28 protein-coding genes and 1 pseudogene are annotated in these 24,699 nt (G+C 71.7%); 16 read left to right on the forward strand and 13 right to left on the reverse strand.

All coding sequences use genetic code 11. The features are described from left to right. The first annotated feature begins 70 nt into the window (after positions 1-70). Positions 71-1,618, forward strand: a complete 1,548-nt coding sequence (locus tag ABD331_RS33620) for a hypothetical protein (RefSeq protein ID WP_344483704.1) — start codon at positions 71-73, stop codon at positions 1,616-1,618. Here the strand turns inward: ABD331_RS33620 and ABD331_RS33625 are convergent. Together ABD331_RS33625 and rsmI are read right to left on the reverse strand one after the other, a co-directional pair. Beyond that, positions 1,554-3,140 (reverse strand): dolichyl-phosphate-mannose--protein mannosyltransferase, encoded by a 1,587-nt coding sequence (locus ABD331_RS33625; protein ID WP_344483707.1) that lies wholly within the window; start codon positions 3,138-3,140, stop codon positions 1,554-1,556. The genes ABD331_RS33620 and ABD331_RS33625 overlap by 65 nt on opposite strands. 10 nt (positions 3,141-3,150) lie before the next feature. Then, entirely contained in the window at positions 3,151-4,020 is an 870-nt protein-coding gene (rsmI, locus tag ABD331_RS33630) for a 16S rRNA (cytidine(1402)-2'-O)-methyltransferase (RefSeq protein ID WP_425566094.1), read from the reverse strand. Between the two features lie 57 nt (positions 4,021-4,077). Here rsmI and ABD331_RS33635 point away from each other — a divergent pair, with 57 nt between their 5' ends. Both ABD331_RS33635 and ABD331_RS33640 read left to right on the forward strand, forming a co-directional pair. After that, positions 4,078-5,712, forward strand: a complete 1,635-nt coding sequence (locus ABD331_RS33635) for a dolichyl-phosphate-mannose--protein mannosyltransferase (RefSeq protein ID WP_344483713.1) — start codon at positions 4,078-4,080, stop codon at positions 5,710-5,712. A 112-nt stretch (positions 5,713-5,824) separates the two neighbouring features. Further along, positions 5,825-7,039 carry a hypothetical protein gene (locus ABD331_RS33640; protein ID WP_344483716.1) on the forward strand — a complete coding sequence of 405 codons (1,215 nt, stop codon included), beginning with the start codon at positions 5,825-5,827 and terminating at the stop codon, positions 7,037-7,039. Between the two features lie 18 nt (positions 7,040-7,057). Here ABD331_RS33640 and ABD331_RS33645 read toward each other — a convergent pair whose 3' ends face one another. Further along, positions 7,058-7,456, reverse strand: a complete 399-nt coding sequence (locus tag ABD331_RS33645; RefSeq protein ID WP_344483719.1) for a MerR family transcriptional regulator — start codon at positions 7,454-7,456, stop codon at positions 7,058-7,060. Positions 7,457-7,503: 47 nt separating this feature from the next. On the opposite strand from ABD331_RS33645, the gene ABD331_RS33650 reads away from it, so the two are divergent. Both ABD331_RS33650 and ABD331_RS33655 read left to right on the forward strand, forming a co-directional pair. Continuing rightward, positions 7,504-8,298, forward strand: a complete 795-nt coding sequence (locus ABD331_RS33650; RefSeq protein ID WP_344483722.1) for an MBL fold metallo-hydrolase — start codon at positions 7,504-7,506, stop codon at positions 8,296-8,298. 41 nt (positions 8,299-8,339) lie between these two features. Further along, positions 8,340-9,275, forward strand: coding sequence for a DUF5996 family protein (locus tag ABD331_RS33655; RefSeq protein WP_344483725.1), 936 nt, complete (start codon positions 8,340-8,342; stop codon positions 9,273-9,275). Positions 9,276-9,471: 196 nt separating this feature from the next. Here the strand turns inward: ABD331_RS33655 and ABD331_RS33660 are convergent, their stop codons facing one another. Further along, positions 9,472-9,912 carry a MerR family transcriptional regulator gene (locus ABD331_RS33660; protein ID WP_344483728.1) on the reverse strand — a complete coding sequence of 147 codons (441 nt, stop codon included), beginning with the start codon at positions 9,910-9,912 and terminating at the stop codon, positions 9,472-9,474. A gap of 70 nt (positions 9,913-9,982) precedes the next feature. Between ABD331_RS33660 and ABD331_RS33665 the strand changes: the two genes are divergently transcribed. Continuing rightward, entirely contained in the window at positions 9,983-10,582 is a 600-nt protein-coding gene (locus ABD331_RS33665) for an AAA family ATPase (protein ID WP_344483731.1), read from the forward strand. Here ABD331_RS33665 and ABD331_RS33670 read toward each other — a convergent pair. Then, entirely contained in the window at positions 10,579-11,844 is a 1,266-nt protein-coding gene (locus tag ABD331_RS33670) for an RNA polymerase sigma factor (RefSeq protein WP_344483733.1), read from the reverse strand. The genes ABD331_RS33665 and ABD331_RS33670 overlap by 4 nt on opposite strands. 5 nt (positions 11,845-11,849) lie before the next feature. Then, positions 11,850-12,257 (reverse strand): YciI family protein, encoded by a 408-nt coding sequence (locus ABD331_RS33675; RefSeq protein ID WP_344483736.1) that lies wholly within the window; start codon positions 12,255-12,257, stop codon positions 11,850-11,852. 91 nt (positions 12,258-12,348) lie between these two features. Between ABD331_RS33675 and ABD331_RS33680 the strand changes: the two genes are divergently transcribed. The 6 genes and pseudogenes from ABD331_RS33680 to ABD331_RS33705 form a co-directional block, all read left to right on the forward strand. After that, the gene (locus ABD331_RS33680; protein ID WP_344483739.1) at positions 12,349-13,125 is read left to right on the forward strand and encodes an alpha/beta fold hydrolase; all 777 of its coding nucleotides are present in this window, start codon (positions 12,349-12,351) and stop codon (positions 13,123-13,125) included. A 231-nt stretch (positions 13,126-13,356) separates the two neighbouring features. Next, the gene (locus ABD331_RS33685; protein ID WP_344483742.1) at positions 13,357-14,535 is read left to right on the forward strand and encodes a Cmx/CmrA family chloramphenicol efflux MFS transporter; all 1,179 of its coding nucleotides are present in this window, start codon (positions 13,357-13,359) and stop codon (positions 14,533-14,535) included. A 5-nt stretch (positions 14,536-14,540) separates the two neighbouring features. After that, positions 14,541-15,335 carry a maleylpyruvate isomerase family mycothiol-dependent enzyme gene (locus tag ABD331_RS33690; RefSeq protein ID WP_344483745.1) on the forward strand — a complete coding sequence of 265 codons (795 nt, stop codon included), beginning with the start codon at positions 14,541-14,543 and terminating at the stop codon, positions 15,333-15,335. A gap of 15 nt (positions 15,336-15,350) precedes the next feature. Continuing rightward, on the forward strand, positions 15,351-16,325 hold the full coding sequence (locus tag ABD331_RS33695; RefSeq protein ID WP_344483748.1) for a helix-turn-helix domain-containing protein: 975 nt from the start codon (positions 15,351-15,353) through the stop codon (positions 16,323-16,325). 38 nt (positions 16,326-16,363) lie between these two features. Continuing rightward, a complete protein-coding gene (locus ABD331_RS33700) occupies positions 16,364-16,750 on the forward strand; it encodes a LysE family transporter (protein ID WP_344483751.1) in 387 nt (128 codons plus the stop codon). Positions 16,751-16,766: 16 nt separating this feature from the next. Further along, a pseudogene (locus ABD331_RS33705) lies at positions 16,767-17,072 on the forward strand (LysE family transporter); the annotation flags it as partial. A 34-nt stretch (positions 17,073-17,106) separates the two neighbouring features. On the opposite strand, the gene ABD331_RS33710 reads toward ABD331_RS33705, so the two are convergent. Next, positions 17,107-17,559, reverse strand: a complete 453-nt coding sequence (locus ABD331_RS33710) for a DUF2000 domain-containing protein (RefSeq protein WP_344483754.1) — start codon at positions 17,557-17,559, stop codon at positions 17,107-17,109. A gap of 114 nt (positions 17,560-17,673) precedes the next feature. Between ABD331_RS33710 and ABD331_RS33715 the strand changes: the two genes are divergently transcribed. Next, positions 17,674-18,168 (forward strand): Lrp/AsnC family transcriptional regulator, encoded by a 495-nt coding sequence (locus tag ABD331_RS33715; protein WP_344483756.1) that lies wholly within the window; start codon positions 17,674-17,676, stop codon positions 18,166-18,168. Positions 18,169-18,221: 53 nt separating this feature from the next. Here the strand turns inward: ABD331_RS33715 and ABD331_RS33720 are convergent, their stop codons facing one another. Genes ABD331_RS33720 through ABD331_RS33730 form a run of 3 tightly spaced genes read right to left on the reverse strand, consistent with a single transcriptional unit; the run spans position 18,222 to position 19,969 of the window. Beyond that, the gene (locus ABD331_RS33720; protein WP_262379834.1) at positions 18,222-18,353 is read right to left on the reverse strand and encodes a hypothetical protein; all 132 of its coding nucleotides are present in this window, start codon (positions 18,351-18,353) and stop codon (positions 18,222-18,224) included. 49 nt (positions 18,354-18,402) lie between these two features. Continuing rightward, positions 18,403-19,365 (reverse strand): prolyl aminopeptidase, encoded by a 963-nt coding sequence (gene pip / locus ABD331_RS33725; protein WP_344483761.1) that lies wholly within the window; start codon positions 19,363-19,365, stop codon positions 18,403-18,405. Positions 19,366-19,411: 46 nt separating this feature from the next. Beyond that, positions 19,412-19,969 (reverse strand): DUF6624 domain-containing protein, encoded by a 558-nt coding sequence (locus ABD331_RS33730; RefSeq protein ID WP_344483764.1) that lies wholly within the window; start codon positions 19,967-19,969, stop codon positions 19,412-19,414. A gap of 120 nt (positions 19,970-20,089) precedes the next feature. Between ABD331_RS33730 and ABD331_RS33735 the strand changes: the two genes are divergently transcribed. Next, positions 20,090-21,346, forward strand: coding sequence for a hypothetical protein (locus ABD331_RS33735; RefSeq protein WP_344483767.1), 1,257 nt, complete (start codon positions 20,090-20,092; stop codon positions 21,344-21,346). Positions 21,347-21,433: 87 nt separating this feature from the next. Then, positions 21,434-22,468: an Lsr2 family DNA-binding protein gene (locus tag ABD331_RS33740; protein ID WP_344483770.1), complete on the forward strand. Its 1,035-nt coding sequence runs from the start codon at positions 21,434-21,436 to the stop codon at positions 22,466-22,468. An 18-nt stretch (positions 22,469-22,486) separates the two neighbouring features. Here ABD331_RS33740 and ABD331_RS33745 read toward each other — a convergent pair whose 3' ends face one another. Then, complete coding sequence (locus tag ABD331_RS33745; protein WP_344483773.1) at positions 22,487-22,951, reverse strand: NUDIX domain-containing protein; 465 nt, start codon at positions 22,949-22,951, stop codon at positions 22,487-22,489. Positions 22,952-22,975: 24 nt separating this feature from the next. Further along, positions 22,976-23,365 (reverse strand): RidA family protein, encoded by a 390-nt coding sequence (locus tag ABD331_RS33750; protein ID WP_344483776.1) that lies wholly within the window; start codon positions 23,363-23,365, stop codon positions 22,976-22,978. Positions 23,366-23,437: 72 nt separating this feature from the next. Between ABD331_RS33750 and ABD331_RS33755 the strand changes: the two genes are divergently transcribed. Then, positions 23,438-24,379, forward strand: a complete 942-nt coding sequence (locus tag ABD331_RS33755; protein WP_344483779.1) for a LysR family transcriptional regulator — start codon at positions 23,438-23,440, stop codon at positions 24,377-24,379. A gap of 12 nt (positions 24,380-24,391) precedes the next feature. On the opposite strand, the gene ABD331_RS33760 is transcribed toward ABD331_RS33755, so the two are convergent. Next, on the reverse strand, positions 24,392-24,664 hold the full coding sequence (locus tag ABD331_RS33760) for an antibiotic biosynthesis monooxygenase (RefSeq protein ID WP_344483781.1): 273 nt from the start codon (positions 24,662-24,664) through the stop codon (positions 24,392-24,394). Positions 24,665-24,699: the final 35 nt, after the last annotated feature.

Genomic DNA, 24,699 nt, shown 5'->3' on the forward strand with positions numbered 1-24,699 from the left:
GTGAACCATCATGCCCTGAACGCGCCCGTGCTCGGGCACAGACCCGAAAACGACTGGCATTCTTTACAGCATGGTGAGCGTCGCGGAGATTACCCCTGTGGACCCCTCCGCCCCTGGCAGGACGGCCCGTTTGCTGGCCATGGTGCGCAGGCACCGGGTGTTCGCCGCAGCCTTCGGCGCAGGCGCCGTGCTGCGGCTCATCGCCATGCTCGGCTACGGCCCGGCCATGTGGTTCAACGACTCCTACGAGTACGTCTCGGTGGCGCTGCACCCGCGGCCGCACCCGATCAGGCCCGACGGCTACAGCTTCTGGCTGATGCTGCTCCAGCCGTTCCACAGCTTCACCCTGGTGACCTTCACCCAGCACCTGATGGGCCTGGCCACGGCCTGCCTGATCTACGCGTTGCTACGGATCAAGTTCCGGCTGCCGAAGTGGGGGGCCACGCTGGCCGCGGCGCCGGTGCTGTTCGACGCGTACCAGATCCAGCTCGAGCAACTGGTGATGTCCGACACCCTGTTCCTGCTGCTCGTGGTGGGCGTGATCACGCTGGTGCTGTGGAAGCGGCGGCTGACCTGGAAGGCGGGCGCGGTCATCGGCCTGCTGCTGGCGCTGACCTGGCTGACCCGCTCGATCGGGCTGCCGATCCTGGCGCTGGTGGTGCTCTACCTGCTGGTCAAGCGCACCGGCTGGCGGCCGATCGTGGCGGTGCTCACGGCCTGCGCGATCCCGGTGATGGCGTACATGGGGTGGTTCGCCTCGGCGTACGGCAAGTTCGCGATGACCAACAGCGACGGGCTCATCCTCTACATGCGCACCGCCATCTTCGCCGACTGCAACAAGATGGACATCGACAAGTACAAAGAGGTGCAGCTCCTGCTGCTGTGCATCAACGACCCGGTGAGCCAGCGCAAGGACTACGCGCAGTGGTACCTGTGGGGCCAGGGCAACGGCGACGGCACCGGCACCGGCGAGGTGCTGCACCGGTGGGGCATCAACAAGAAGTGGAGCGAGATCACCAACGACGCGGCCAGCAAGTTCGCCACCCGGGCGATCCTGTCGCAGCCCGGTGACTATCTGCAGGTCGTGGCGCGCGATTTCTTCCGCTCCTTCCACTGGGCACGTCCACGCTTCCCCGACGAGTCGACCTACAACATGTACCAGTTCAAGCCGTACGTGGAGCTGGACGACACCGGCCAGCCCAAGCGGCTGCCGAAGTGGTCGTCGTACGCGGGAGGCCGCACCGACACCGACGCCTTCAGCTACGAGCAGGGCCCGCCGGAGACCCGGATCGTGCAGCCGTGGGCGACCATCATGAGCAACTACCAGAAGGTCTTCTACCTGCGCGGCATCATGCTCGGCGGCATCCTGCTGATCGGCCTGTACGGCGTCTTCGTGCGCTGGCGCAAGTTCGGCGGGGCGGTGGTGCTGCCGTGGCTGGGCGCGGTCGGGCTGCTGCTGGCCCCGGCGGCGACGGCGGAGTTCGACTACCGGTACGTGCTCCCCGCCGTCCCGCTGGCCTGCATCGCGGCGGCGATCACGCTGCGCCGCGGTGTCACTTGGGCGCGGCGGTCACCCAGGAGCTCATCAGCATCCGAGCCCACCACTGTGCGTGCGTGATCGTCTCGGCGGTCAGCACCGGCTGGAGCCACCAGAAGTTGATCAGCACGACGAGTGTGAACGCGCCCACGACCGCGGCCCCCGTCGCCCTCCGGACGGCGGGGGCGTCCTGCCTGCCGAGGATGAGCCCGGCCATGAGCACGAGCGCCAGCACCATGAACGGCACGACGGGGATCATGTAGAACAGGTACATCGTGCGGTTGTCGGCGATGGCGTAGTAGAACCACGGCAGCCAGCCCACCGCGAAGCCGAGCAGCGTCGCCCCGGCCCGCCAGTCGCGGGAGGAGACGTACCAGGCGACGAGGCCGAGCAGGGCGAGCGCGGCGGCGTACCAGAGTGCGGGGGTGCCGACCCCGAGCACGGCCTGTGAGCACTCGTCGGCGCCGCAGGCGGACGGCGGCAGGCCGGTGGGGTAGTGGAAGGAGACGGGCCGTAACAGCAGCGGCCACTGCCAGGGCTCCGACATGTAGGGGTGGTAGTCCTCCAGGCCGCTGTGGAAGCCGAGCACCTGCGTCTGGTACTGCACCCACGACCGCACCGAGTCGAGCACGAAGAACCCGGGCCCGGCGGAGGTGGCGCGGTCCCAGTTGCGTCCCCAGCCGTCGGCGGAGGCGAACCAGCCGGCCCACGACGCGGTGAAGACCAGCGCGGGCGCCAGCGCCATGGCGCCGGACGCGCCGGGCAGGTCGTACGTCAGCGCCCCCCGGTACGGCTCGCGCAGGCCGAGCGCGCGCCGCGCCCCCAGGTCCCAGACGATCGACAGCACGGCGAACCCGATGAGGAAGAAGATCCCCGACCACTTGACCGCGCACGCGGCGCCCAGGCAGGCGCCCGCCGCCAGCCGCCAGGGCCGCAGCCCGAGCCGGGGGCCCAGCTCGGTGACGGGCGCGCTCTCGTACCAGGCGACGAGTTTCTCGCGGACCCGATCGCGGTCGGCCACCAGGCAGGCGAACCCGCACAGCACCCAGAACATCAGGAAGATGTCGAGCAGCGCCGTGCGGGACAGCACCAGGTGCAGCCCGTCGAGCGCCAGCAGCAGCCCGGCCAGGCAGCCGAGCAGCGTCGAGCGGGTCATCCTGCGCGCCACCCTGGCCAGGACCAGGATGGACAGCGTGCCGGCCAGCGCGGCGGCGAAGCGCCAGCCGAACGGGTCCATCCCGAACAGCCACTCGCCGAGGCCGATCATCCACTTGCCGAGCGGCGGGTGGGCCACGAAGGAGGCGCACTCGGACGGCTGGCCGCACTGCTTGAAGATGTCCAGGTTCCCGGCGATGAGGCGGCGGTCGGCGATGGGGTTCTTGGCGTCGCCGAGCGTGGCCATCTCGACGCCGTGCATCAGCAGCGAGTAGGCGTCCTTGATGTAGAACGTCTCGTCGAAGACGACGGCCTTGGGCTCGCCCAGCCGGGCGAAGCGCAGGACACCGCCGAACAGCGCCACCGCCAGCGGCGCCAGCCAGCCCAGAAGGGCGCCTTCCTGCATCGGCGGAATGAGCCGTCGTGCCGGCGCCCCCCAGTTCCTCACGATGCGCACCCTATGGCGTGGCGGTTCTCCTGTGAACCAGGTCATACAGCTCTCGCCTGGGCACGCCGGCACCCTTGGCCACCTCGGCCACGGCCAGGCTGCGCCGCTCCCCCGCCGCGACCCTGCGGTCGACCTCGGCCGCCAGCGCGTCGAGGTCGGGCTCGTCGTCGCCCGGCGCGTGGCCGGCGACGACGATCGTGATCTCGCCCTTGACGCCCGGCGCCGCCCACTCGGCCAGCTCGGCGAGCCCGCCCCTGCGCACCTCCTCGTAGGTCTTGGTCAGCTCCCTGCACACGGCGGCCCGCCGCTCGGCGCCGAACGCCTCGGCCATCGCCCGCAGCGACTCCGCCAGCCGGTGCGGCGACTCGAAGAAGACCATCGTGCGCTCCTCGGCGGCCAGCGCGCCCAGGCGGCGGCCCCGGTCGCCGCCCTTGCGCGGCGGGAAGCCCTCGAAGCAGAACCGGTCGCTGGCCAGACCCGACACGGCCAGCGCGGTGGTGACGGCGCTCGGGCCGGGCAGCGCGGTGACGGTGATGCCCGCCTCGACCGCGAGCTGCGTCAGGCGGTAGCCGGGGTCGGACACGCCCGGCATGCCCGCGTCCGTGATCACCACGACCGTGCGGCCCTGTTTCAGCGTCTCGACCAGCTCCTGGGCGCGGGCCACCTCGTTCTGGTCGTAGTAGGACACCACCCTGCCGGTGAGCTCGACGCCGAGGTCGGCCGCGAGCCTGCGCAGCCGCCTGGTGTCCTCGGCGGCCACCACGTCCGCCTCGCCGAGCAGCTCGCGCAGCCGCGGGGAGACGTCTCCGACCTGGCCAATAGGGGCTCCTGCCAGCACCAACCTGCCGTTCCCAGTCACCTGACCATTGTTGCAGGGCATCCCAAATACACCGTGTTTCCTTGGTAACCACCGCTCTGGGGCCCGTACGATGTCCGAATGGCGGTGACCGATTCCCCGTACCAGGCCTACGAGAGCTCGGAGGTCGGCGAGAGCCATCCCAGGACACGGTCCGTACGTGACCGGGTCGTGCCCCCCATGCGCGGCAGCGTGTTGTGGGGATGGGTGGGGCCACTGCTCGTCACCCTGTTCGGCGGGATACTCCGCTTCCTCGACCTCGGTCATCCCAGGTCCGTGGTGTTCGACGAGACGTACTACATGAAGGACGCCTTCTCGCTGATCACCCACTGGGTCGAGAAGGTCACGATCAAGGACGCCGACAAGGCGATCATCGCGGGGAACACCGACATCTGGCAGTCGTGCACGGCCGCCGACCTCGACAAGTGCGCCTCCTACGTGGTGCACCCGCCGCTGGGCAAGTGGATGATCGGCCTCGGCGAGTGGATCTTCGGGCTCAACCCGTTCGGCTGGCGCTTCGCCGCCGCGGTCGTCGGCACGCTGTCCATCCTCATCCTGGCCAGGGTGGCCCGCCGGATGACCCGCTCGACGCTGCTCGGCTGCTTCGCGGGCCTGCTGCTGGCGCTCGACGGCCTGCACTACGTGCTCTCCCGGACGGCCCTGCTGGACATCTTCCTGATGTTCTGGGTCCTGGCCGCGTTCGCCTGCCTGGTGGTCGACCGTGACCAGGCCCGCGAGAAGCTCGTCACCTGGTACGAGACCTCGCCCCTGTCACCGCAGGGCCCGTCGCTGGGCATCAGGTGGTGGCGGATCGCGGCCGGGGTGTGCCTGGCCTTCTCGATGTCGGTCAAGTGGTCGGGCCTGGCGTTCGCCGTCGGGTTCGCGATCATGTCGCTGCTGTGGGACTTCGGCGCCCGCCGCGCCGTGGGGCTGCGCCGGCCCTACCTGGGGGCGTTCAACAAGGACGTGCCGCAGGGCGTCCTGGCGTTCGGCGTCGTGCCGTTCGTGGCGTACATGGCCACCTGGGCGGGCTGGTTCCTCAGCGCGGGCGGCTACGGCCGCAACTGGGACCGGGCGACGGAGCCGGGCAACCCGATCTTCTTCGTCTTCGACTCGATGCGGTCGTGGGTGCAGTACCAGTGGCAGGTCTTCACCTTCCACAGCGGCCTGGAGACCTCGCACCCGTACATGTCGGAGCCGTGGTCCTGGCCGCTGCTGCTGCGCCCCGTCGCCTTCTTCTACGAGGGCAAGCAGAACACGTGCGGCGTCAAGGACTGCTCTCAGGCCGTGCTCGGCGTGGGCACGCCGGTGATCTGGTTCGGCGCGGTGGCCGCGCTCGTGGCGCTGGTGGCGTGGTACTTCTCGACGCGCGACTGGCGGGCCGGGGCGGTGCTGCTGGCGTACGCGATGGGCTGGCTGCCGTGGTTCTACTTCGCCATCGCCGACAACCGCACGATGTTCTTGTTCTACGCCATTCCGATGGTGCCGTTCATGGTGCTGGCCATCACGTTGTGCGCCGGGTTGCTGATCGGTCCGTCCGCGTCGTCGGTGAAGGGGGCCATGCCGATGCGGCGTACCCTCGGCGCCGCCGTCGTCGGGGCGTTCGCCCTGCTCGCGCTCATCAACTTCTGGTGGCTGCACCCCATTCTCTCCGCCGAGCTGATCCCGTACGTGGACTGGAAGGCCCGCATGTTGTTTGAGAAACGGTGGATATGATCACGTTACAGTCGGCTCAATAGGGGTTTTTTAGGTAGTCGCTGTGCAAGACCCAATACGCACCGGATTCGGTCATCGTCAGGCCCGGGGTCGATACGGCAAACTTCGAGGCATGAGTGCACCGGATGTCACCGCCCTTCTCGCCGAGTTGGAGCGATCTCACCCGGATCTGGCCGAGGAGGCCAGGACCGCCGTCGAATGGTTGACGGGTGGGGAGCCGCTGGAGACGGTGACCCAGCTCGACGTCTGCGAGTTCCTCTGGTACACGTTGCCGCTCAAGGTCGCGCCGCCCAACGCCGGACAGCCCAAGGGCAGCGGCGACATGGAGCGGCTGGCTCGTTCCCTGGGGCGGCTGCTCCAGCTCGGCGGCATGGACAGGTACGCCGCCATGTGTGTGTCCCCGACGACCGTCCAGATCCTGCGCACCTACGCCCGCGAGGGCGACGACGCCGGCACCACCGCCTACCAGCAGGCGCTGGAGGCCACGGGGGTGCTCCCGCCCGACGTGCCGGAACTGCAGTGGAGCATGATCATGGGGCCGGAGGAGCTGGGCGCGCACATCGCCTGTTCCGCCGCCCTGGAGCTGGCGATCGTGGCCGGCGAGACCGTCGACCGCACCGCCCTGACCCGGCGCTGGCTCACCGAGCCGCGCGCCGACCTCGGCGGCGACAGCTGGCTCAACCGTGTGCACGGCGAACGGCTCAACCGCTGGGTGCTGGGGCGCGGCCCGGCCAGGCGGGAGCTGGCGCAGCCGTTCGAGGTGCGGTTGCACGCCCCCGTGGCCCCGCAGCCGCTGCCGGCGCTGCACCGGCTGCTGTCCGTGGCCGCCTCGGGGGAGACGCTGCCGCTGCGGCTGGCGCCCTCGCCCGAGGCCGCGCGGCTGCGTGACCTGGCCGAGCGGGAGCTGGGCGCGATCCGCCGCGACGGGGCCAAGCTGGCCATCACCGACTACGGGCTGCGGCTGCTGAAGTCGAAGTCGGCCATGTGGTCGGCGGTCACCCGGCTGCTGCTGGCCAGGGGCGAGCACGAGTTCGAGGTGTCGGCCAGGGAGGCGGCGCTGATGCTGCTCGCCGACGGCACCCTCATGTCGCCCGCCAAGCTGCGCGAGCGGGTGGCCGAGGTGGTGGGCGGCGAGGGCTGGCATCCGACGACGAGCCTGGAGGACGTCACGGGGCCGGTGATCGATCTGGTGTCGCAGCTCACCGCGCTGGGGCTGGCGTTCAGCGACGACCTGGCCGTGCGCATGGACCGGCCGGGGCAGCTCGCGGCCCTGGCGGCGCTGCGGGCCCACGCCCTGCGGCCGAGGAAGTACGTCAGCTCGGCCTGACCTCTTGGCACGGCGGGTTCAGCCCCTGGGGACCCGCCGTACGGCCTGCTTGAACTCGGGGCACTCCACCAGCGGGTCGTGCGTGCAGATCACCGCGTGGCGCAGGCTGTCGCGCAGCCGGGTGAGCTGGTCGACCCGCTCGGAGACCTCGCGCTCCTTGGCCGCCATGTGCCTGCGCAGCCGCTCGTCGGACGGCCCTGCCCGCAGGAACTCGCCGATCTCGGAGAGCGAGAACCCGGCGTCGCGGGCGCAGGAGATCAGCGCCAGCCGCTCCAGGGTCTCCGGCCGGTACGCGCGGCGCAGCCCGTTGCGCCCCTCGGCCTGGATGAGCCCCTTGCGCTCGTAGAACCGCAGCGCGGAGGCGGCCAGCCCGCTCTGCCTGGCCACCTCGCCGATGTCGATCAACGTGTCGTCCACGCCTGGCTCCTTGACTTGAACCGCACTTCAAGTCGCAGTCTAGCCGCATGCGAATTCACCATCTGAACCTCGCCTCGATGCGCGAGATCGACTCCCCCGACGGCCAGGCCCCCGCCCGCGCCGTCTGCCACGCGCTGCTGGCCGAAACCCCGTCCGCCGGGCTGGTCCTGGTCGAGGCGGGCCTCGGCCTGGACGACGTGGCCGACCCCGCCGTGCACCTCGAACAGGAGTGGGCGGAGCTGGTCGAGCCGGTGCTGTCCCCCGGCGAGACGGCCGTGCGGCAGGTGGCGGCGCTCGGGCACGACCCCGCCGACGTGCGCCACATCGTCCTGACCCACCTGGACGTGGACCACAGCGGCGGCCTGCCCGACTTCCCGCACGCCCAGGTGCACGTCATGGAGGCCGAACTGAAGGCGGCGCTGGCGCAGGGCCCGAGCCGCCGCTACCGGCCCACCCACTGGGCACACACGCCGCACTGGGTGTCCTACCCGGGCACGGGCACCCGGTGGCTGGGCGTGGACGGCGTGCGCCCGCTGACGGGCCTGCCGGAGGAGGACTTCCTGTACGTGCCGCTCGACGGCCACACGGACGGGCACGCCGGCGTGGCGGTCAGGGACGGCGACCGGTGGCTGCTGCACGCCGGGGACGCGTACTTCTACCACGGCGAGCTGGCCCGCGAGCCGCGCCCGCATCCGCTGATGGACCTCGTGCAGCTCGACGCCCAGGTGGACGCGGCGCGGCGGCTGTCGAGCCAGGAGCGCCTGCGCTCGCTCAAACACGACCACGGGGTGGCGGTCTTCTCCGCACACGACCCCTGGGAGCTGGCCGAATACTCACAGTAGTTACGATTGTCGGGAAATGCTCTACGTCGGAGGGGGCCGTCATGGAGTTGTTCCCGGCCATGCCGCTCGCGGAGTGGACAGAGGCCAAGGAGACCTTTCACCGGTTCGCGCAGATCGTGGGGAAGATCAGGCTCGCGTCGAGCAACCGGCGCAACCACTGGTGGCAGGTGCCCTTCCACCCGACCGGGCGCGGGCTCACCACCCGGCCGATGGGCGGGCTGGGCGAGCAGCCGCTGTTCTGCGTCGACTTCGACCTCGTCCGCCACCGGCTGGTGGTGGACGTCTTCGACGGCCGCAGCGCCGAGTTCAGCCTGATCGGCAGGTCGGTGGCCTCGTTCCACGACCGGCTCTTCGAGACCCTGGCCGGGCTGGGGATCCGGCCGGAGATCTGGGCCGTGCCGTTCGACCTGAGCGACGACACGCCGTTCGCCGAGGACACCCTGCACGCCCGGTACGACCCGGTGCTCATCAACCGGTACTGGCGGATCCTGTCGCAGGTGGTGCAGCTGCTGGACCGGTTCGCCGCCGACTTCGCCGGCAAGACCAGCCCCGTGCACCATTTCTGGCACACCTTCGACATCGCGGTCACCCGGTTCACCGGGCGGGTGGTGAAGGTCGCGCCGGAGACCGACCCGGTCACCCGCGAGGCCTACAGCTGGGAGGTCATCAGCTCGGGGTTCTGGTTCGGCGACAAGGAGCGGCCGTGGCCGGCCTTCTACTCCTACACCGCGCCCGAGCCGGAGGGGCTGGAACGGGAGCCGCTGCGGCCGGGCCAGGCCGAGTGGATCGCCGCCAGGGGCAGCCACCTGGCCGTGCTGCGCTACGACGACGTGCGGGGCATGGAGGACCCGGTGGGGGCCGTGCTGGAGTTCCTGGACAGCGCTTACCAGGCGGGGGCGCGGCTGACCGGGCTCGACTCCGAGGCGCTGGCCTCTCCCGGCGGGGTCACCGACCCGTATTTGCGCACACACACGTGAGCGCCCGCCCTCCGAGGAGAGCGGGCGCCCTACGAGTGCGTACCGGTGTGCGTGTCGCCTCTCGGCGAAAGGCACAACACGGCTCCAGCCGAACGGTATTCCGTGAAGGCAATAGGTGAGGCCCGGGGACACTGGGCACACCGGCCACGAGATATGTAACCACACCCCGGCGGGATCCATTCCCACGCCACGACGATTATTTTCTCGTGTCCGAGCTGATGTGCTCAGCCAGTAGTTCGAACGAGGAGCCGTCGATGAGCCGGTCCAGCATCCCGGTGGCGACCTCGCACTCCACGGCCGGATGCTCCTCCTGGCAGCGCAGCCCGTGCCGCAGCACCTCCTGCGCCAGCCTGGCCCTGGCGATCTCGGCCTCCAGCTCCCCGATCCGCTCCCGCACCGCCGCCCGCCACCGCTCGCCCGGCTCGTCCAGCATCGCCCTGGCGGTGTCCAGGGGCACGCCGAGCCGCTGCATCGTGCGCAGGAAGACCAGCCGGCGCAGCTCCTGCCTGCCGTAGACCCGCCGCCCCTGACGGCGGCGCACGGGGGCGACCAGGGCGCGCTCCTCGTAGTAACGCAGCGCGGAGGCGTTCACGCCGAGCAGGCGGGCGGCCTCGCCGATCGGGATCGTCTCATCCATGTCCCCCATTCGACGCCATGTCTGCGCCAAACGTGAGAAGTCCTACGGCTTCCGCCCTAAGCTGAGCCGCATGCTCGTGTGGATCAACGGCACGTTCGGGGTGGGCAAGACGCAGACCGCGTACGAGCTGCACCGCAGGCTGCCGGGGAGCGTCGTGTGCGACCCCGAGCACGTCGGCCTGGGCCTGCACAGGATGACCCCGCCCGCGCTGCGCGCCGACTACCAGCTCCACCCGGCCTGGCGGCAGGGCGTGTTCGAGGTGCTCGACCTGGTGCTGAGCAAGCACGAAGGCGTGGTCATCGCGCCGATGACGCTGACCGAGCCCGCCTACCACGACGAGATCCTGGGGCGGCTCGGCGAGTCCGGCCACGACGTGCGCCACTTCGCGCTCCTGGCCGACCGGGAGACGGTGCTGGCGCGGCTGCGGGAGCGCTCGCTGAGCCGGAGCCTGAAGCGGGAGGCGTTCGCGGTGGCCAAGCTCGACGGGTGCCTGGAGCGGCTGCGGACGCCGAAGTTCACCGAGCACGTCGAGACGGACCGGCTGACGGTGCCGCAGGTCGCCGAGCGGATCGCCGGCTCCGCCGGGCTGAGCCTGGCGCCCAGCTCCGACGGCCGGCTACGCCATCGGCTGCGGCGGATCGGGGTCACCCTCCGGCACATCAGGTTCTAGCCAGGCGGAGCGGCGTCTCCCTCCGGCGCCTCAGGCTCCAGCCGGACGGCTCTGGCGTTCAGGTAGCGCTGCTGGGGCAGGCTCATGGCGCGCCCGGCCGCCTCCTGGTACGCCGCGCGGGCCCCCGCATGCTCACCCGACATCTCCAGCAGGTGCGCCCGCACCGCGTACAGCCGGTGGTCGCCGGACAGCCGATCGTCCCCGGCCAGCTCTTCGAGCAGGTCGAGCCCCGCGCGAGGGCCGCGCGCCATGGCCACGGCGACGGCGTGGTTCAGGGCGATCATCGGGTTGGCCGAGCCGCGCAGCAGCAGCTCGTACAGCGCCGCGATCTGCGGCCAGTCGGTCTCCTCCGCCGTCGGCGCCTCGTCGTGCAGGGCGGCGATGGCCGCCTGGAGCTGGTAGGGCCCAGGCGTGCCACGGGAGAGCGCGGCCGTGACCAGCTCGACGCCCTCGGCGATGAACGCGGCGTTCCACAGCGTGCGGTCCTGCTCGGCCATGGGGATCAGCGCGCCGTCCCGGCCGGTGCGGGCGGGGCGGCGCGCGTCGGTGAGCAGCATGAGGGCCAGCAGCCCCGCCGCCTCGGCGTCGCCGGGCAGCAGCCGGTGCAGCATGCGAGCCAGCCTGATCGCCTCGGCCGCCAGCTCGGCCCGGTGCAGGTCGGGCCCTGACGTGCTGGCGTACCCCTCGTTGAAGATCAGGTAGAGCGTGTGCAGCACCGCCCGGGTCCGCTCCGCTCGCTCGGCTGCCCCCGGCAGCCGGAACGGCACGCCGCTGTCCTTGACCCGCTGCTTGGCCCGCGTGATGCGGCGGGTCATGGTGGCCTCGGAGACCAGGAACGCGCGCGCGATCTCCGCCGTGGTCAGGCCGCCGACCGCGCGCAGCGTGAGCGCGAGCTGCGACGGCGGCGACAACGACGGATGGCAGCACATGAACAGCAGCACCAGCGTGTCGTCCGACGCCCCCGGCGACCGGTCGGCGGGCGGCGACAGCCAGTCGTCCGGCAGCGCGCGGGCGGCGACGGTGTCCTCGCGGCGGCGGCGCGCCTGCTCGGCGCGGAGCAGGTCCGTCAGGCGGCGCGCGGCCACCGTGACGAGCCAGGCCCGCGGATCGTCCGGCACGCCGTCACGCGGCCACTGCGTCGCGGCCGCGAGCAGCGCCTCCTGCACCGCGTCCTCGGCGAGGTCGAAGTGCCCGAAACGGCGCACGACCGCGCCGAGGACCTGCGGCGCCAGCTCGCGCAGCAGATCCTCGGACGCACCCATGCCGATCAGAAGCCCATGTCGTCGGCCGACTCCATGACGGGCCTGATGTCGGCGTAGGCGTTGGCGTAGCGGCCCGCCGGGGCCGGGCACTGCCCCAGGCGGCCGGCGATCTCCAGGGCCCTGTCGAAGCTCTCGCACTCGACGATCCAGTAGCCGGCCAGCACCTCCTGCGTCTCGGCGTACGGGCCGTCCGTCACGTAAGGGACGCCGTCGCGCACGCCGACCCTGCGGGTGTGCACGGGCGCCGCCAGGCCGCGCGTCTCGACCAGCTCGCCCGACTCCTCCAGCTCCTTGTTGACGGTCGTCATGAACGTCGTCATGGCCACCAGGTCGTCCTCCGGCCAGGGCCCGCGACCGGCGTCCTTGCCGGACATCTCGTCGTAGTCCTGCTGGGACGCGTACGAAAGGATCATGTACTTCACTGTTGTCGACCTCTCTCTTCGATGGCTCTCAGCAGGGACGTCGGAGCCGAGGCGGCGCACCGGACATGGCACCATCGAAGACGTGTCCTACGCAACGACCCCTTCGGGTGTGAAGCTGTCCTACCAGGTCCGAGGCCATGGAACGCCGCTCCTGCTGTTGCAGGGGCAGGCCAACGACCACCGCTGGTGGGACTCCGTACGCGACGACTTCGCGGCGTACCGGACCGTCACCCTCGACTACCGGGGCACCGGCGACAGCGACAAACCCGACGAGCCGTACAGCACGCGCGGGTTCGCGCAGGACGTGCTGGCCGTGCTCGACGAGATCGGGGTGGAGCGGGCGCACGTGTACGGCACGTCGATGGGCGGGCGGGTCGCCCAGTGGCTCGCGGCCGACCATCCCGGCCGCGTCGGCGCGCTGGTGCTCGGCTGCAGCTCGCCGGGCGGCGCCCACGGGGTGGAGCGGAGCAACGAGGTGCGCAGGTCGCTGGCCCAGGCCGACCGGGCCGCCGCCGAGCGGGCGCTGCTGGAGCTCATGTACACGCCCGCCTGGCTGGCCGCCCATCCCGGCCCGTACCGCACGATCGGCGACCCGCGCATGCCGGCCCACGCGCGCCGCCGCCACCTGGCCGCCAGCGCCGGGCACGACGCCTGGGAGGCGCTGCCCGCCATCGCCGCGCCCACGCTGGTCGTGCACGGCACCGACGACATCTTCAACCCGGCGGCCAACGCGCCGCTGCTGGCCGGGCGCATTCCCGGGACCGAGCTGCGGATGATCGACGGGGCCCGGCACGCCTACTTCGAGGAGTTCAGGCAGGTGGCGAGCCCTCTGGTGCTGGAGTTCCTGGGCCGCCACTGATCTTTTCTCCCAGCGGTCCATGCTAGATTGACGCGTATGTCCAGCCCTGAGGCATCCAGACACTAGCCACCGGTCGTCCGGTGGCCTCTTCGCGCTGCCCTCATTACCTCAGGCGCTCTCGCCATCCGGATCACCGGCTCACGGGCCCATCCAGCCTGACCTCTTCAGGCTGATCCATCACGAGCAGGATCGGTTCTTCCGTCCTGCCCGCATTCCTGTGAGAGCTGTCTGATGCCTTTCGCTGTCTACCTGCTCGGGCTGGCCGTCTTCGCCCAGGGCACCTCCGAGTTCATGCTGTCCGGGCTCGTGCCCGCCATCGCCCGCGACCTGGGCGTGTCCATCCCGGCCGCCGGGCTGCTCACCTCCGCGTTCGCCGCCGGCATGGTGGTGGGGGCGCCGCTCATGGCCGCGCTCAGCCTGCGGCTGTCCCGGCGGGCCGCGCTGCTCGCCTTCCTCGTCGTCTTCCTCCTCGTGCACGTGGTCGGCGCGGTCACCACCAGCTACGAGGTGCTCGTCGTGACCCGCGTCCTGGCCGCGCTGGCCAACGCCGGGTTCCTGGCCGTGGCCATCGCCACCGCCGTCGCCCTGGCGCCCGCCGACGCCAAGGCGCGCGCCACCTCCGTCCTGCTCGGCGGGGTCACCATCGCCTGCGTGGCGGGAGTTCCCGGGGGTGCGCTGCTCGGCGAGGTGTGGGGGTGGCGGTCGGCGTTCTGGGCGGTGGCCCTGGCGCTGGTGCCCGCCGTGCTCGCCGTCCTGAGGTCCGTGCCCGGCGGGGCTCCCGCGACCGTCTCCGCAGGCGGCGGTGTACGGGGTGAGCTGCGGGTGCTGCGCCGGCCCCGGCTGCTGGTGCTCCTGCTGCTCGGCGCCCTGGTGAACGGGGCCACGTTCTGCACCTTCACCTACCTGGCGCCGGTCCTCACCGGAGTCACCGGGATCGGCTCCGCCTGGATGCCGGTCATGCTCGCCCTGTTCGGCCTCGGCTCGTTCGCCGGGGTGACGATCAGCGGGCGCGTCGCCGACCGGCGGCCCGTGCCGCTGCTGACCGCCGGCGGGGTGGCGCTGGTCGCGGGCTGGGCCACGTTCGCGCTGACGGCCGGGGCGGCGGTGCCCGCGATCGTGCTGGTCCTCGTCCAGGGCACGCTGTCGTTCGCCGTCGGGTCCACCCTGATCTCCCAGGTCCTGTACGCGGCCGGCGGCGCTCCCACCCTGGGCAGCGCCTACGCCACGGCGGCGTTCAACGTCGGCGCCACGCTCGGCCCCTGGCTGGGCGGCCTGGCCATCGACGCCGGGCTCGGCTTCCGGTCGCCGCTGTGGGTGAGCGCCGCCATGGCGGGGCTCGCGCTGGCCGTCGCGGGAGGCGCCGCGGGGCGTAATCGGATGGAGGTCGATCTCCGGGGTGCGGCACAGTGAGACCCATGGACGCTGCCGCACATTTCCATCGGGAAGTACGCGCCTTCCACGACGCCGCGCGCGAGGCCGCCGAGGCGGGCGACGCGCCCGCCGTGCCGTCCTGTCCGGGCTGGACGATGTCCGACCTGGTGTTCCACCTGGCCGCGGTGCACCGGTTCGTGATCGCCATCATCAGGGACCGGCTCGACGCGCCGCCCGATCCCGCCGTACTGGCCGCGACCGAGCTGCCCGCCGACACGGCGGGCTGGCCCTCCCCCGACCGTTCGCCCACTTCCGGGCCGATCCCCGCCACCCTGCTGGACGCCTTCGAGGAGGGGGCGGGCCGGCTGGAAACCCTGTTCAAGGAGCTTCCCCCGGAGACCCGCGTGTGGACGTGGTCGCGGGAGCAGACGGTCGGGTTCTGGCTGCGGATGCAGGTCATCGAGGCCGCCGTGCACCGTTGGGACGCCGAGCACACCGTCGGTGTGCCCGGCCCCGTCCACGAGGAGATCGCGGCGGACGCCGTCACGCAGACGTTCCAGGTGATGGCGCCCACGCGGCGCGCCTGGAAGTCGGCGCCGCCCGGCGCGGGTGAGCGGTTCCGGTTCGTACGGACGGACGGGGCGGGGGTGTGGGCGGTGTGCTTCGACGGCGAGCACGTACGTCTCGGGGCTTCCGACGACCCCTTCGACGTCGAGCTGTCGGGGACGGCCTCGGATCTGATGTTGTTCCTCTGGCAGCGGATCCCGGCCGAGGCGCTGGCCGTGCGCGGGGACAAGGCCGTGCTCGACCGGTACTTCGAGCTGGTTCCTCCTATATGACCTAATCTGGCCGACATGCAGGTCAGGGAGGTCAACGGCACCCAGCTCGCCGTCGTCACACCGGCGTCCGGCGGGTTCGCCCGGCACAGCCACGACGAGTACGTCATCAGCGTCAACGTGCGCGGGCGGGAGCGGGTGCGGCTGGACCGGGCCTCGTTCGAGGTCGATCTGGATGAGGTCACCGCGTACAACCCGGGGCAGGTCCAGTCCTGCACCACCCGGACGCCGGGCGGTTCGGCGTTCACGTGTGTGAGCTGGTACGTCCGGCCGGAGGTGGTGGGCGGGCTCGTCGGCGGCCCGCCCCCGGACTTCTCCCGTCCCGTGGTCCGTGCTCCTGAGCTGCGGCGGGAACTGCTCCGCGCGGCCCGCCACCTCGGCGAGGCGGGGGACGACACCCGTCACCTCCACAAGGCGCGAGGCGACACCCGCCTCGTTGGCAAGTCGGGAGACGGCGCCCCCCATCTCCGAGAGGCGCGAGGCGACACCCTCCACCTCCACGAGCCGGGAGACGACATCCGCCGGCTCGGCGAAGCGGGAGGCGACGCCCGCCGGGTCGGTGAGGTGCGGGAGGCTGCTCTCGCGCTGGTTGAGGAGCGGCTGACGCTTCTGCTTCTGCGCCTGCTCGACCTTGCCGCCCCGGCCCGCCGCCCATCCGAGCCCGGGCCCGCGCCGGGGGATGCCAGGATCGCCGCCGTCCTGGACCGGCTCAGGGCCGACCTCTCCCGCGCGCCCAGCCTGGCCGACCTCGCCGACGAGGCAGGGATGTCCAGGGAGCACCTCGTCCGCTCCTTCACCAGGGCCACCGGCTGCCCGCCGTACGCGTGGCACCTTCAGGCGAGGCTGGCCGAGGGGCGGCGCAGGCTGCGCGGCGGGCAGGCGGTCGCGGAGGTGGCCCACGGGCTGGGGTTCGCCGACCAGGCCCACTTCCACCGGCACTTCACCGCCGCGTACGCCATCACGCCCGGCCGGTACCGGGCCGTCAACATCTGACAAGACGCCGCCCTGAGCCCGGCAGCAGAGTGAACGCCATGTCCGAGATCTTCACGCTGGCCCTCTGGATCGGGCTGGTGTTCAACGCCGCGCCGGGAGCGGTGTTCAGCGAGTCGTTGCGCAGGGGCGTGCGGGGCGGGTTCTGGCCGGCGTTCGCGGTGCAGGCCGGGTCGCTGGCGGGGGACGCCGTGTGGGCGGTGCTGGGGCTGGCGGGGGTGGGGGCGCTGTTCGCGGTGCCCGTGCTGCGGGTGCCGATGACGGTCGGCGGGTGCCTGCTGCTCGCCTGGCTGGGGGTGACCGGCTTGCGCGACGCCGCCTTCCCCCGCCGGTCTTCGGTCGGAGAGGACGCCGCCTTCCCCCGCCGGTCACCGGCCGGAGAGGACGCAGCCTCCCCCCCGCCCGTCAACGGCCGGTCTTCCCCGTGAGAACCGGTCCGGCCGGGGCGCGGTCGCGGTCGGTGCCGCCATGTCGCTGGGCAACCCCTGGAACGTCGTCTACTGGTCAGGCGCGGCGGGCGCGGTCAGCGCCGTGCTGGGCGAGGACGCGGGGGTCGGGAGCCTGGTCGTGTTCTTCGCCGGGTTCATGGCGTCCTCGCTCGCCTGGTGCTTCGTCTCGGCGGGGCTCATCGCGGGGCTGCGCAGGGCGTTGCCGCCTGTGGGGGTGCGGGTGCTGGAGGCGGCGTGCGGGGCGGCGCTGATCGTCTTCGCCGTCCTCCTCGCGACCAGGCTGCTACCGGGCAGCTCCTGAGCAGCACCCCGCCCGGCACCCCCTTCGAGACCACTCACCGCAACAACGGCAACCGCCCGGTGAGCCGCTCCACAACCCCTCGCGGCCCGAACAGGCTGACCGCGTAGTACGACGGCTCCTCCGTCCGCGCCAGCGCGGCCAGGTACTCGTCGTACACGTTGGTCTGCTGCGCCACGTCCGCCATGTCGGCCACCACGAGGTCGGCCTCGGCGGCGGCGTCCTTCCTGATCCGCCCCACGATCGCGCCCGGCGCCCCCAGCACCGTGCAGCCCGTCCACGGCAGCCCGGCGTGCGCGAGGCCGGAGGCGTCCGTGCCGCCCGACCCGACGATGGCGGGCACGGCGACCCCGACGGAAGCGGCCAGGCAGGCGGCGGCGTTGGCCTGCAGCCCCCTGGGCAGGTCGCGGTCGATCACGATAACCCACTTGACCGCGAGCTCCTTGGTGGGCAGATCGGTACGGCGTTCGAGCTCGTCCAGCACCGTCATCAACACATCCCTCCTCCGAAGTTCTGCCAGAACACTCACACCGAATCCGCCCTTTGACCAAGCGAGAAGCCGTTTTTCCGCAGATAATTCGGAAAGACGTGCCAAGCTGCGTACGTGGACGAACTTGATACGGCGATACTCGCCGAGCTGCAGCGAGACGGTCGCCAGACGAACCGGGAGCTGGCCGAGCACCTCGGCATCGCCCCCTCGACCTGCCTGGAGCGGGTGCGGTCGCTGCGCGCGTCCGGCGTGATCGAGGGCTTCCACGCGGAGGTCAACCTCGACGCGATCGGCCGCCCGGTGCAGGCGCTGATCAACGTGCGCCTGCACCCCAAGATCCGTGAGGCGGTGGAGGGCTTCCGCGACTACGTGACCGCGTTGCCGGAGACGCTGGCCGTGTTCGTCGTGTCGGGCGGTGACGACTTCATCATCCAGGTCGGCGTGCGCGACGCGGGCCACCTGCGCGACTTCGTGCTCGACCACGTCTCACGGCACCGCAACATCGCCGACGTACGCACGTCGCTGGTCTACGACCACATCCGCAAGACGTCGGTGGAGGTCCTGCCACCCGAACGCCCCTCACGCCCCCGCACCGGCCGCAAACGCTGAAGGCCCGCGCGAACGCTAAATAGGTGGTGGCCGAATGGGTGGCCCGGTTACGGTTACGGCAGGTCAGCGAGCGGACAAGGTGTGGCGATGTCGCTGGCGGCGCCTCGCCGCGCCCTGTCCGCCTGCCAGCCGGAGAACCCGCGGCTCACCCGTACGGAGTCGTCCGACGGCGAGGCGATGGTCACCAGGGGCACCGTCCGAAACCCCCGAGATGATCGCGAAGGAGCCGCGGGTTCACCTTTGCGGCGAGAAGCTTTCGATGGCCTCGTGCAGTACCTTCCTGAACGTCTCGCTGCCGGTGTGCCCGGAGTCCTCCACCACGTGCAGCCTGGCGTCCTTCCAGACCTTGGTCAGCTCCCAGGCCGTGTGCAGCGGCCCGCCCATGTCGAGGCGGCCGTGCACCAGCGCGCCGGGGATGCCGGCCAGCCGCCCCGCGTCCCGCAGCAGCACGCCCTCCTCCAGCCAGGCGGCGTTGGAGAAGTAGTGGGCGCAGATGCGGACCATGGCCATCTGCGCGTCGGCGGGACGGTCGCTGTAGGCGTTCGGCTTGCCGTTGACCTCCTGCGAGATCACCGCGTCCTCCCAGGCGATCCAGTCCTGGCAGGCGCGCTCCCGCACGTCCCTGTCGGGGTCTGCCAGCAGCCGCGAGTACGCCGCCAGCACCTGGAACACGTCCCCGTCACGGTCGGCCTCGGGCACGCCGCGCAGGAACCGTTCCTGCGCCTCGGGGAAGAACCTGCCGGCGCCCCGGTAGAGCCACTCGGTCTCGGAGCGCCGCGTCATCGTGACGGCGGGGATGACGATCTCCGACACCCGCTCGGGATGGGTCTCGGCGTAGGCCAGGATCAGCGTCGAGCCCCACGACCCGCCGTACAGCAGCCAACGGTCGATGCCGAGGTGCTCGCGCAGCGACTCCATGTCGGCGATCAGGTGCTGGGTGGTGTTGTGCGTCAGGTCGGTGGCCGGGTCGCTGGCGTGCGGGCGGCTGCGGCCACAGTTGCGCTGGTCGAACAGCACGATGCGGAAACGTTCCGGGTCGAACGTGCGGCGCATGTTGACCGAGCAACCCGACCCGGGGCCGCCGTGCACCACCACGGCCGGCTTGCCGTCCGGGTTGCCGCAGACCTCCCAGTAGACGAGGTTGCCGTCGCCGACGTCGAGCATGCCGTGCTCGTACGGTTCGATCGCGGGATACAAGGGGAGGCTCCTTCCACAGATGTAACAGCGCTTCAATATACCGCTATCACCCCGCCGACTTGAGCTCCTCCAGATACTCCGCCAACGGCTTCAGCCCGGCCTCCGCCCGCCGCTCGTCCACCTTCGCCTCGTCCTCGATGGGCGTGCGCGGCCGCCACGCGCCCTGCGGGTCCGTCTCCCACTGCGTCCCGTACACCTGCGGCTTCCCCTCCGCCACCCGCACCCGATCCACCAGGAACGCCAGGTCCGACGAGTCGGCGTCGCCCTTCTCCACGGCCCGCCGCATCAGCTCCAGGCCGCGCTTCTGCAGCTCCAGATCGCGGTCGGCGTGCTGGACGAGCGCCCACGCGGCCCGCGCCCCGTCCTCGCCGACCGCCGCGTACCCGGGCCAGCCGTGCTGGTCGAGTATCTGACGCATGCGGTCGGTGTTCGCCTTCTCCACGCGGTCCCAGTCCTCCTGGGACGCCTCCAGCGTCCTGACCTCCTGGTCCAGTTCGAGCATCGCGAGCAGCTCGGCGCGCAGGGCCGGATCGGTCGGCGCGGCGTCGGCGCAGGCGGTGATGAGGGCGAGGGTCGCGAACAGGGAGATGAGGAACGGCCGCATGATCCGGCTCCTTCTGCGACGCCAGTCGTAAAGAGGGCTAGATCCAACTATGAAGTAACTGAACCACCACTAAGGGTACTGATCGCAGCAATAACTAGATCATCACCCTCAGGGAGCATCATGTACCGGCATGCACTTGCCGTAGCCACCGCCACCTCCGCCGCCCTGCTCGCGACCGCCGCGCCGGCGATCGCCGACGACGCCAAGAGCGAGACCGCCACCCAGTGCAGCAACCGGGACGTGCTGAGCATCAACGTCTCACCACCTCCACCGCTCGCCGGGAGCATCACCGCCGAGGACATCCAGGGGCTCATGGACGCGGTCGTCGCCGGCACCCGGCTGCACGGGTTCTTCTCGGCCGGGGCGGGGGCGCCCGCCGTTCCCGCGGTGCCGTACCTCGCGCCCGCGTTCCCGTACGTCATGCCGGGCGGGCAACTGGCCGCGCCCTACGATCCGCGCCACGCCATGCCGTACGACCCGCAGCAGGCCCTGCCCGGCCAGGCGCAGCAGGCCGTTCCCGGGCAGCCGCAGCACGCCCTGCCCGACCAGCCCCGGAGCGCCGCCACCATCCAGCCCGGCACCGGCGGCACCGACCCGAACCAGCCGGGGACCGGCGGCTCCAGCCCCGTCCAGCCTGGCGTGGGCGGGGCCGCTCCTGTTCAGCCCGGCGTGGGCGGAGCTGCCCCCGTTCAGCCTGGCGTGGATGGGGCCGCTCCGGTTCAGCCCGGTGTCGGGGCGCCGAGTCCGGTTCAGAGTCAGCCTGGTGTCGCCGGCCCGAGCCCGAGCCTTCCGCCACTGCCCAGCCCGAGCAGGCCGTCGGGCCCCAACCCGAGCCCGTCCGCCGCCCCCAGCACCTCGGCCTCCGCCGCGCCGAGCGCCTCCACGTCCACCGCGCCCAGCTTCGGCCCCTCCCCGCTCAGCGCGGACGGGGCGACGGTCTCGCCGGTCCAGGCGATGTTCGAGGACCTGATCGGCCAGGTGCTGGTGTGCGCCCGCGCCACAACGGCACCGGGCACGGAAGCAGACACCAAGCCAGGTGTGGAGGCGGGCACGGAGCTGCCACCTCTCGGGGAGATCGACACGGCCCAGATCGCCCAGTACCTCGAAGCGCTCGTCGCCGGCCTTCCCGGCGCCTGCGCCCCGGCCGGCTCACCCTCCGCGGCAGCGGCGGCCAGCCCGGCCCAGAGCCCGGCCACGCTGCTGGACGCCGTCGGGGTGAGCCAGATCCTGAGCACCCTGACCGGCTACCCGCCGGCCTGCGCGAACCCGTCCACAGCAGCGAGCGGGGGCACGTCGATCTCCGCCTCGGCCTCGGCCTCCACCTCGCTCCTGGACTCGATCGGCGTCACGAGCCTGCTCAAGGCCCTGACCGGCTGACGCCCACCGAAGGGAACGGCGTTTCTGTCGGACCCGGCTGGCACGCTTGCCCGATCGCCGCAGCCGTCCGCGCCAAGGAGCCGCCGCATGAGCACGTCCGCCAGGGCCGAGGTGTACGTGAGCCACCACCAGCTCCTGATCCAGGAGCAGGGCGACGCGGTAGCACCGTTCGACGTGCCCAACCGGCTGACCGCGTCGGCGCCCGGCGCCGCCGTCATCCTGACCGGCCTGCACACCGGCGTCGTGGACGTCACCATACGACTCGCCGACGCCCCGCCCACCGAGCTGGGCGACGAGGGGTGGGACGAGGTGCACGACGTCCAGCTCATCAGCTTCACGGGCGAGATGCGCCTCGGCGGCTTCGGCATGGGCCTGGCCGACAGCCTGCCGGTGCTCACCGCGCACGGCCCCGGCCGCTACGGCATGCGGGTGCACGCCCGTGGCAGGGACGTGGCGGAAGACGCCGTGTCCGGGGTCCCGGCGGAGTTCTACCAGGTGACCGCGTGGCCCATCGACGTCGGACCGCAGGCCCACGCCAGGCTCGGCATCGGCGTGGCGCGGGAGCTGGGGCTGCCCGACAAGTCGCGCGAGATCCGCGAGTGGGCCAAGCAGCACGGCCTGCCGCAGAGCGAGCGCGGCCGGATCGCCGGCGCGCCGCCACCGCGCCAGCACGTGCCCGCACCCGAGCGTGCCGTGGCCGTGGCCGACGAGCACCGGTTACGCGTCGTCAACCCGTTCCAGGACACGGCACCCGCCCCGGAGCTGCCCGCCGGTCTCGTCGCCGCCGCTCCCGACTCGCTGGTCATCCGCACGCTGAAGCGCAGGGGCACGGTGGACGTGCTCATCAACTGGCAGCCGTCGGCGCCCCGCTTCCCGGCGGAGGGCTGGGAGGAGGCCGAGGAGGTGGAGTTCGTCACGACGACCGGAGTCATGCAGGTCGTCAACCTGTCCCCGGACGGCGACCAGCGGCCCAACCTGACCTACCAGGGCGCGGGCCGCTACGGCCTGCGCGTCCACGGCCGTTCCCGTGGCCGACGGCTGTCCAACCGTCCACGCGAGTCGTACCTGCTGGTGGTGTGGCCCATCGAGCTGGGGGCGGCGGCGGCTCGCGTGCCGACGTGATCGGAGGTGGACGGGCGCCTAAAGGGCTTCCTGAAGGTCGGCGCGGCGCAGGCGTTGGTCGAGCTCCCACAGCGCCGTCCTGTCGTCGTCATACCGCAGTGCCTCGTACGCGCCCGCGTACCCCAGCCACCGCACCGCCCGATGCTCCCCCGACAGCACGACCCCGTCCGCCCGCCCGGTGACGTCCATGGCGAAGTAGTGCTTCCGCACGATGTAGAGGTCCTCGGGCCAGGATGACGCGGCGGCGAAGCACTCCTTCTCCACGCCGCTGACCATGTCCAGCCGGTACAACGGCGCGCCGTCCGGCAGGCCGGTCTCCTCGGCGGCCTCGCGGCGGGCCGCGGCGACGGCGGACTCGTCCGCCTCGACGCCGCCGCTCACCCCTTGCCAGTTGCCGTCGTCGGCCCGCTGGAAGACGGCGTACTCGGGCCGGTCTGCCGTCATCCTGTAGAGGAGCACCACGACGTTGTGCGGCTGACGCATGCGCGGCATTCTTCCCGAAAACGGTCAGGGTGCGGGCCGTCGGGCGTACGCCTCGATCTCGATCTTCATCCGTGGGTCCGACAACCCGCACATGAACATCGTCGCCGCGGGCCGCACCGTGCCGAAGCACTCCCGCAACACCGGCCAGCACGGCTCGAAGTCGGCACGGTCGGGGAGGATGTAGCGCACGCGGACGACGTCGCCGAAGCCGCATCCCGCCTCCTCCAGTGCCTGGCCGATGTTGCGGAGGCACTGCCTGGCCTGTTCCACCACGTCGTCGGAGATGGTCATCGTCGCGTAGTCGAACCCGGTGGTCCCCGACACGTGCACCCAGTCGCCGTCCACCACGGCCCTGGCGTATCCGATCTGCTCCTCGAACGTGGAACCGCTGAGGATGGCGCGTCGTTCCGTCATGCGCAGAACGGTACGTGACCAGCACCGATACGTCTAAGACGGGAAGGTGGATGAGCTGATATCTCTGGAGGTATGGATCGCCCGGAACTGCCGCTGGCACAGTTGCACGCGTTCGTGGTGCTGGCGGAGGAGTTGCACTTCGGTCATGCCGCCGATCGGCTGGGCATCGCGCAGCCGCCGTTGAGCCAGCAGATCCGTCGGCTGGAGGGCAAGGTGGGGCATGCGCTGTTCAGCCGGACGCCGGGGCGGGTGGCGCTGACGGCGGCCGGGCGGGAGTTGTTGCCGGCCGCGCGCCGGGCGCTGGAAGAGCTGGCGGGCGGGCTGGCGGCGGCGCGGGCGGTGGGTAGCGGGCGGGCGGGGCGGATCCGGCTGGGGTTCGCGGCGTCGCTGGCGTTGACGATCCTGCCTGAGCTGCTGAGCGCTTATCGGGAGCGGTTTCCCCGGGTGCGCATCGAGATTCATGAGATGACGACCGGGCCGCAGCTCGCCGCCCTGCGTGAGCGGCGGATCGACGTGGGGCTGTTGCGGGAGCCGCCGGACGACGAGCCTGAGCTGGCGTTCGCGACCGTGCTGCGCGAGCCGTTCGTGGCCGTGCTGCCCGCCGCGCACCCGCTCGCCGCCGGGCGCGCGGTGGATCTTGCCCGGCTGGCGGGCTCGCCGTTCGTGTTGCTGCCGCGCGAGCACGGGCCCGGGTTGTACGACCGGATCGTGGGGATGTGCGGGGACGCCGGGTTCGTGCCCGAGGTGGCGCAGCACGCGGTGGAGTGGCAGACCGTGTGTGCGCTGGTGGAGGCGGGGCTGGGGGTGTCGGTGGCACCCGCGAGCATCCGCCGCATCCGGCTGAAGGGGGTGGCCTTCCGCCGGCTGGTGCCGAGTGTCGGGCGCGGGAGCGAAGCGGCGGACGCCGACCGCAGGGGCGGGGCGGCGGGTGACGGGCGTACGAGCGTGGCGGTGGCCTGGCGGGTGGGTGAGGTCGACCCGCTCGTCACCGGCCTGCGGGAGACGCTGCTCTGACGCGACCCCCCGTCACCGCGGAAGCAGCACGCTGGCCTGGTTGCTGCCGGGCACCACCCCCGCCTTCCGGTGCGCCTCCTTGAGCGCGTCGGAGGCGAAGTGCTGCCGCATCGCCCGCGCGTCCTCGCACTCGAACAGCACCACCGCCTCCTCGGGAGCCTCGGCGTCGACGCTGACCAGGACGGTGCGCATGCCCGCCGCCGCCCGCACCTCCGCCAGCTCCTCGAACGCCGCGCGCCAGGTGTCGTAGTCGGTGAACCGCTGCCTGATGAGCAGGTACTCCATGGCCGGACTCCTCAGAGAGAAACTCAACGCTGTTG

The organism is Nonomuraea monospora, assembly GCF_039531895.1.
GTDB classification, from domain to species: domain Bacteria; phylum Actinomycetota; class Actinomycetes; order Streptosporangiales; family Streptosporangiaceae; genus Nonomuraea; species Nonomuraea monospora.

What these genes read in the sequence shown, in the direction of transcription:
- ABD331_RS33695 (WP_344483748.1), top strand. Translation starts at nt 15,351, where the DNA reads ATGCAGGTCAGGGAGGTCAACGGCACCCAGCTCGCCGTCGTCACACCG.
- ABD331_RS33700 (WP_344483751.1), top strand. Translation starts at nt 16,364, where the DNA reads ATGTCCGAGATCTTCACGCTGGCCCTCTGGATCGGGCTGGTGTTCAAC.
- ABD331_RS33635 (WP_344483713.1), top strand. Translation starts at nt 4,078, where the DNA reads ATGGCGGTGACCGATTCCCCGTACCAGGCCTACGAGAGCTCGGAGGTC.
- ABD331_RS33735 (WP_344483767.1), top strand. Translation starts at nt 20,090, where the DNA reads ATGTACCGGCATGCACTTGCCGTAGCCACCGCCACCTCCGCCGCCCTG.
- ABD331_RS33660 (WP_344483728.1), bottom strand. Translation starts at nt 9,912, where the DNA reads ATGGATGAGACGATCCCGATCGGCGAGGCCGCCCGCCTGCTCGGCGTG.
- rsmI (WP_425566094.1), bottom strand. Translation starts at nt 4,020, where the DNA reads ATGCCCTGCAACAATGGTCAGGTGACTGGGAACGGCAGGTTGGTGCTG.
- ABD331_RS33650 (WP_344483722.1), top strand. Translation starts at nt 7,504, where the DNA reads ATGCGAATTCACCATCTGAACCTCGCCTCGATGCGCGAGATCGACTCC.
- ABD331_RS33665 (WP_344483731.1), top strand. Translation starts at nt 9,983, where the DNA reads ATGCTCGTGTGGATCAACGGCACGTTCGGGGTGGGCAAGACGCAGACC.
- ABD331_RS33670 (WP_344483733.1), bottom strand. Translation starts at nt 11,844, where the DNA reads ATGGGTGCGTCCGAGGATCTGCTGCGCGAGCTGGCGCCGCAGGTCCTC.
- ABD331_RS33745 (WP_344483773.1), bottom strand. Translation starts at nt 22,951, where the DNA reads ATGCGTCAGCCGCACAACGTCGTGGTGCTCCTCTACAGGATGACGGCA.
- ABD331_RS33675 (WP_344483736.1), bottom strand. Translation starts at nt 12,257, where the DNA reads ATGATCCTTTCGTACGCGTCCCAGCAGGACTACGACGAGATGTCCGGC.
- ABD331_RS33755 (WP_344483779.1), top strand. Translation starts at nt 23,438, where the DNA reads ATGGATCGCCCGGAACTGCCGCTGGCACAGTTGCACGCGTTCGTGGTG.
- ABD331_RS33655 (WP_344483725.1), top strand. Translation starts at nt 8,340, where the DNA reads ATGGAGTTGTTCCCGGCCATGCCGCTCGCGGAGTGGACAGAGGCCAAG.
- ABD331_RS33640 (WP_344483716.1), top strand. Translation starts at nt 5,825, where the DNA reads ATGAGTGCACCGGATGTCACCGCCCTTCTCGCCGAGTTGGAGCGATCT.
- ABD331_RS33730 (WP_344483764.1), bottom strand. Translation starts at nt 19,969, where the DNA reads ATGCGGCCGTTCCTCATCTCCCTGTTCGCGACCCTCGCCCTCATCACC.
- ABD331_RS33690 (WP_344483745.1), top strand. Translation starts at nt 14,541, where the DNA reads ATGGACGCTGCCGCACATTTCCATCGGGAAGTACGCGCCTTCCACGAC.
- ABD331_RS33710 (WP_344483754.1), bottom strand. Translation starts at nt 17,559, where the DNA reads ATGACGGTGCTGGACGAGCTCGAACGCCGTACCGATCTGCCCACCAAG.
- ABD331_RS33685 (WP_344483742.1), top strand. Translation starts at nt 13,357, where the DNA reads ATGCCTTTCGCTGTCTACCTGCTCGGGCTGGCCGTCTTCGCCCAGGGC.
- ABD331_RS33620 (WP_344483704.1), top strand. Translation starts at nt 71, where the DNA reads ATGGTGAGCGTCGCGGAGATTACCCCTGTGGACCCCTCCGCCCCTGGC.
- ABD331_RS33760 (WP_344483781.1), bottom strand. Translation starts at nt 24,664, where the DNA reads ATGGAGTACCTGCTCATCAGGCAGCGGTTCACCGACTACGACACCTGG.
- ABD331_RS33740 (WP_344483770.1), top strand. Translation starts at nt 21,434, where the DNA reads ATGAGCACGTCCGCCAGGGCCGAGGTGTACGTGAGCCACCACCAGCTC.
- ABD331_RS33750 (WP_344483776.1), bottom strand. Translation starts at nt 23,365, where the DNA reads ATGACGGAACGACGCGCCATCCTCAGCGGTTCCACGTTCGAGGAGCAG.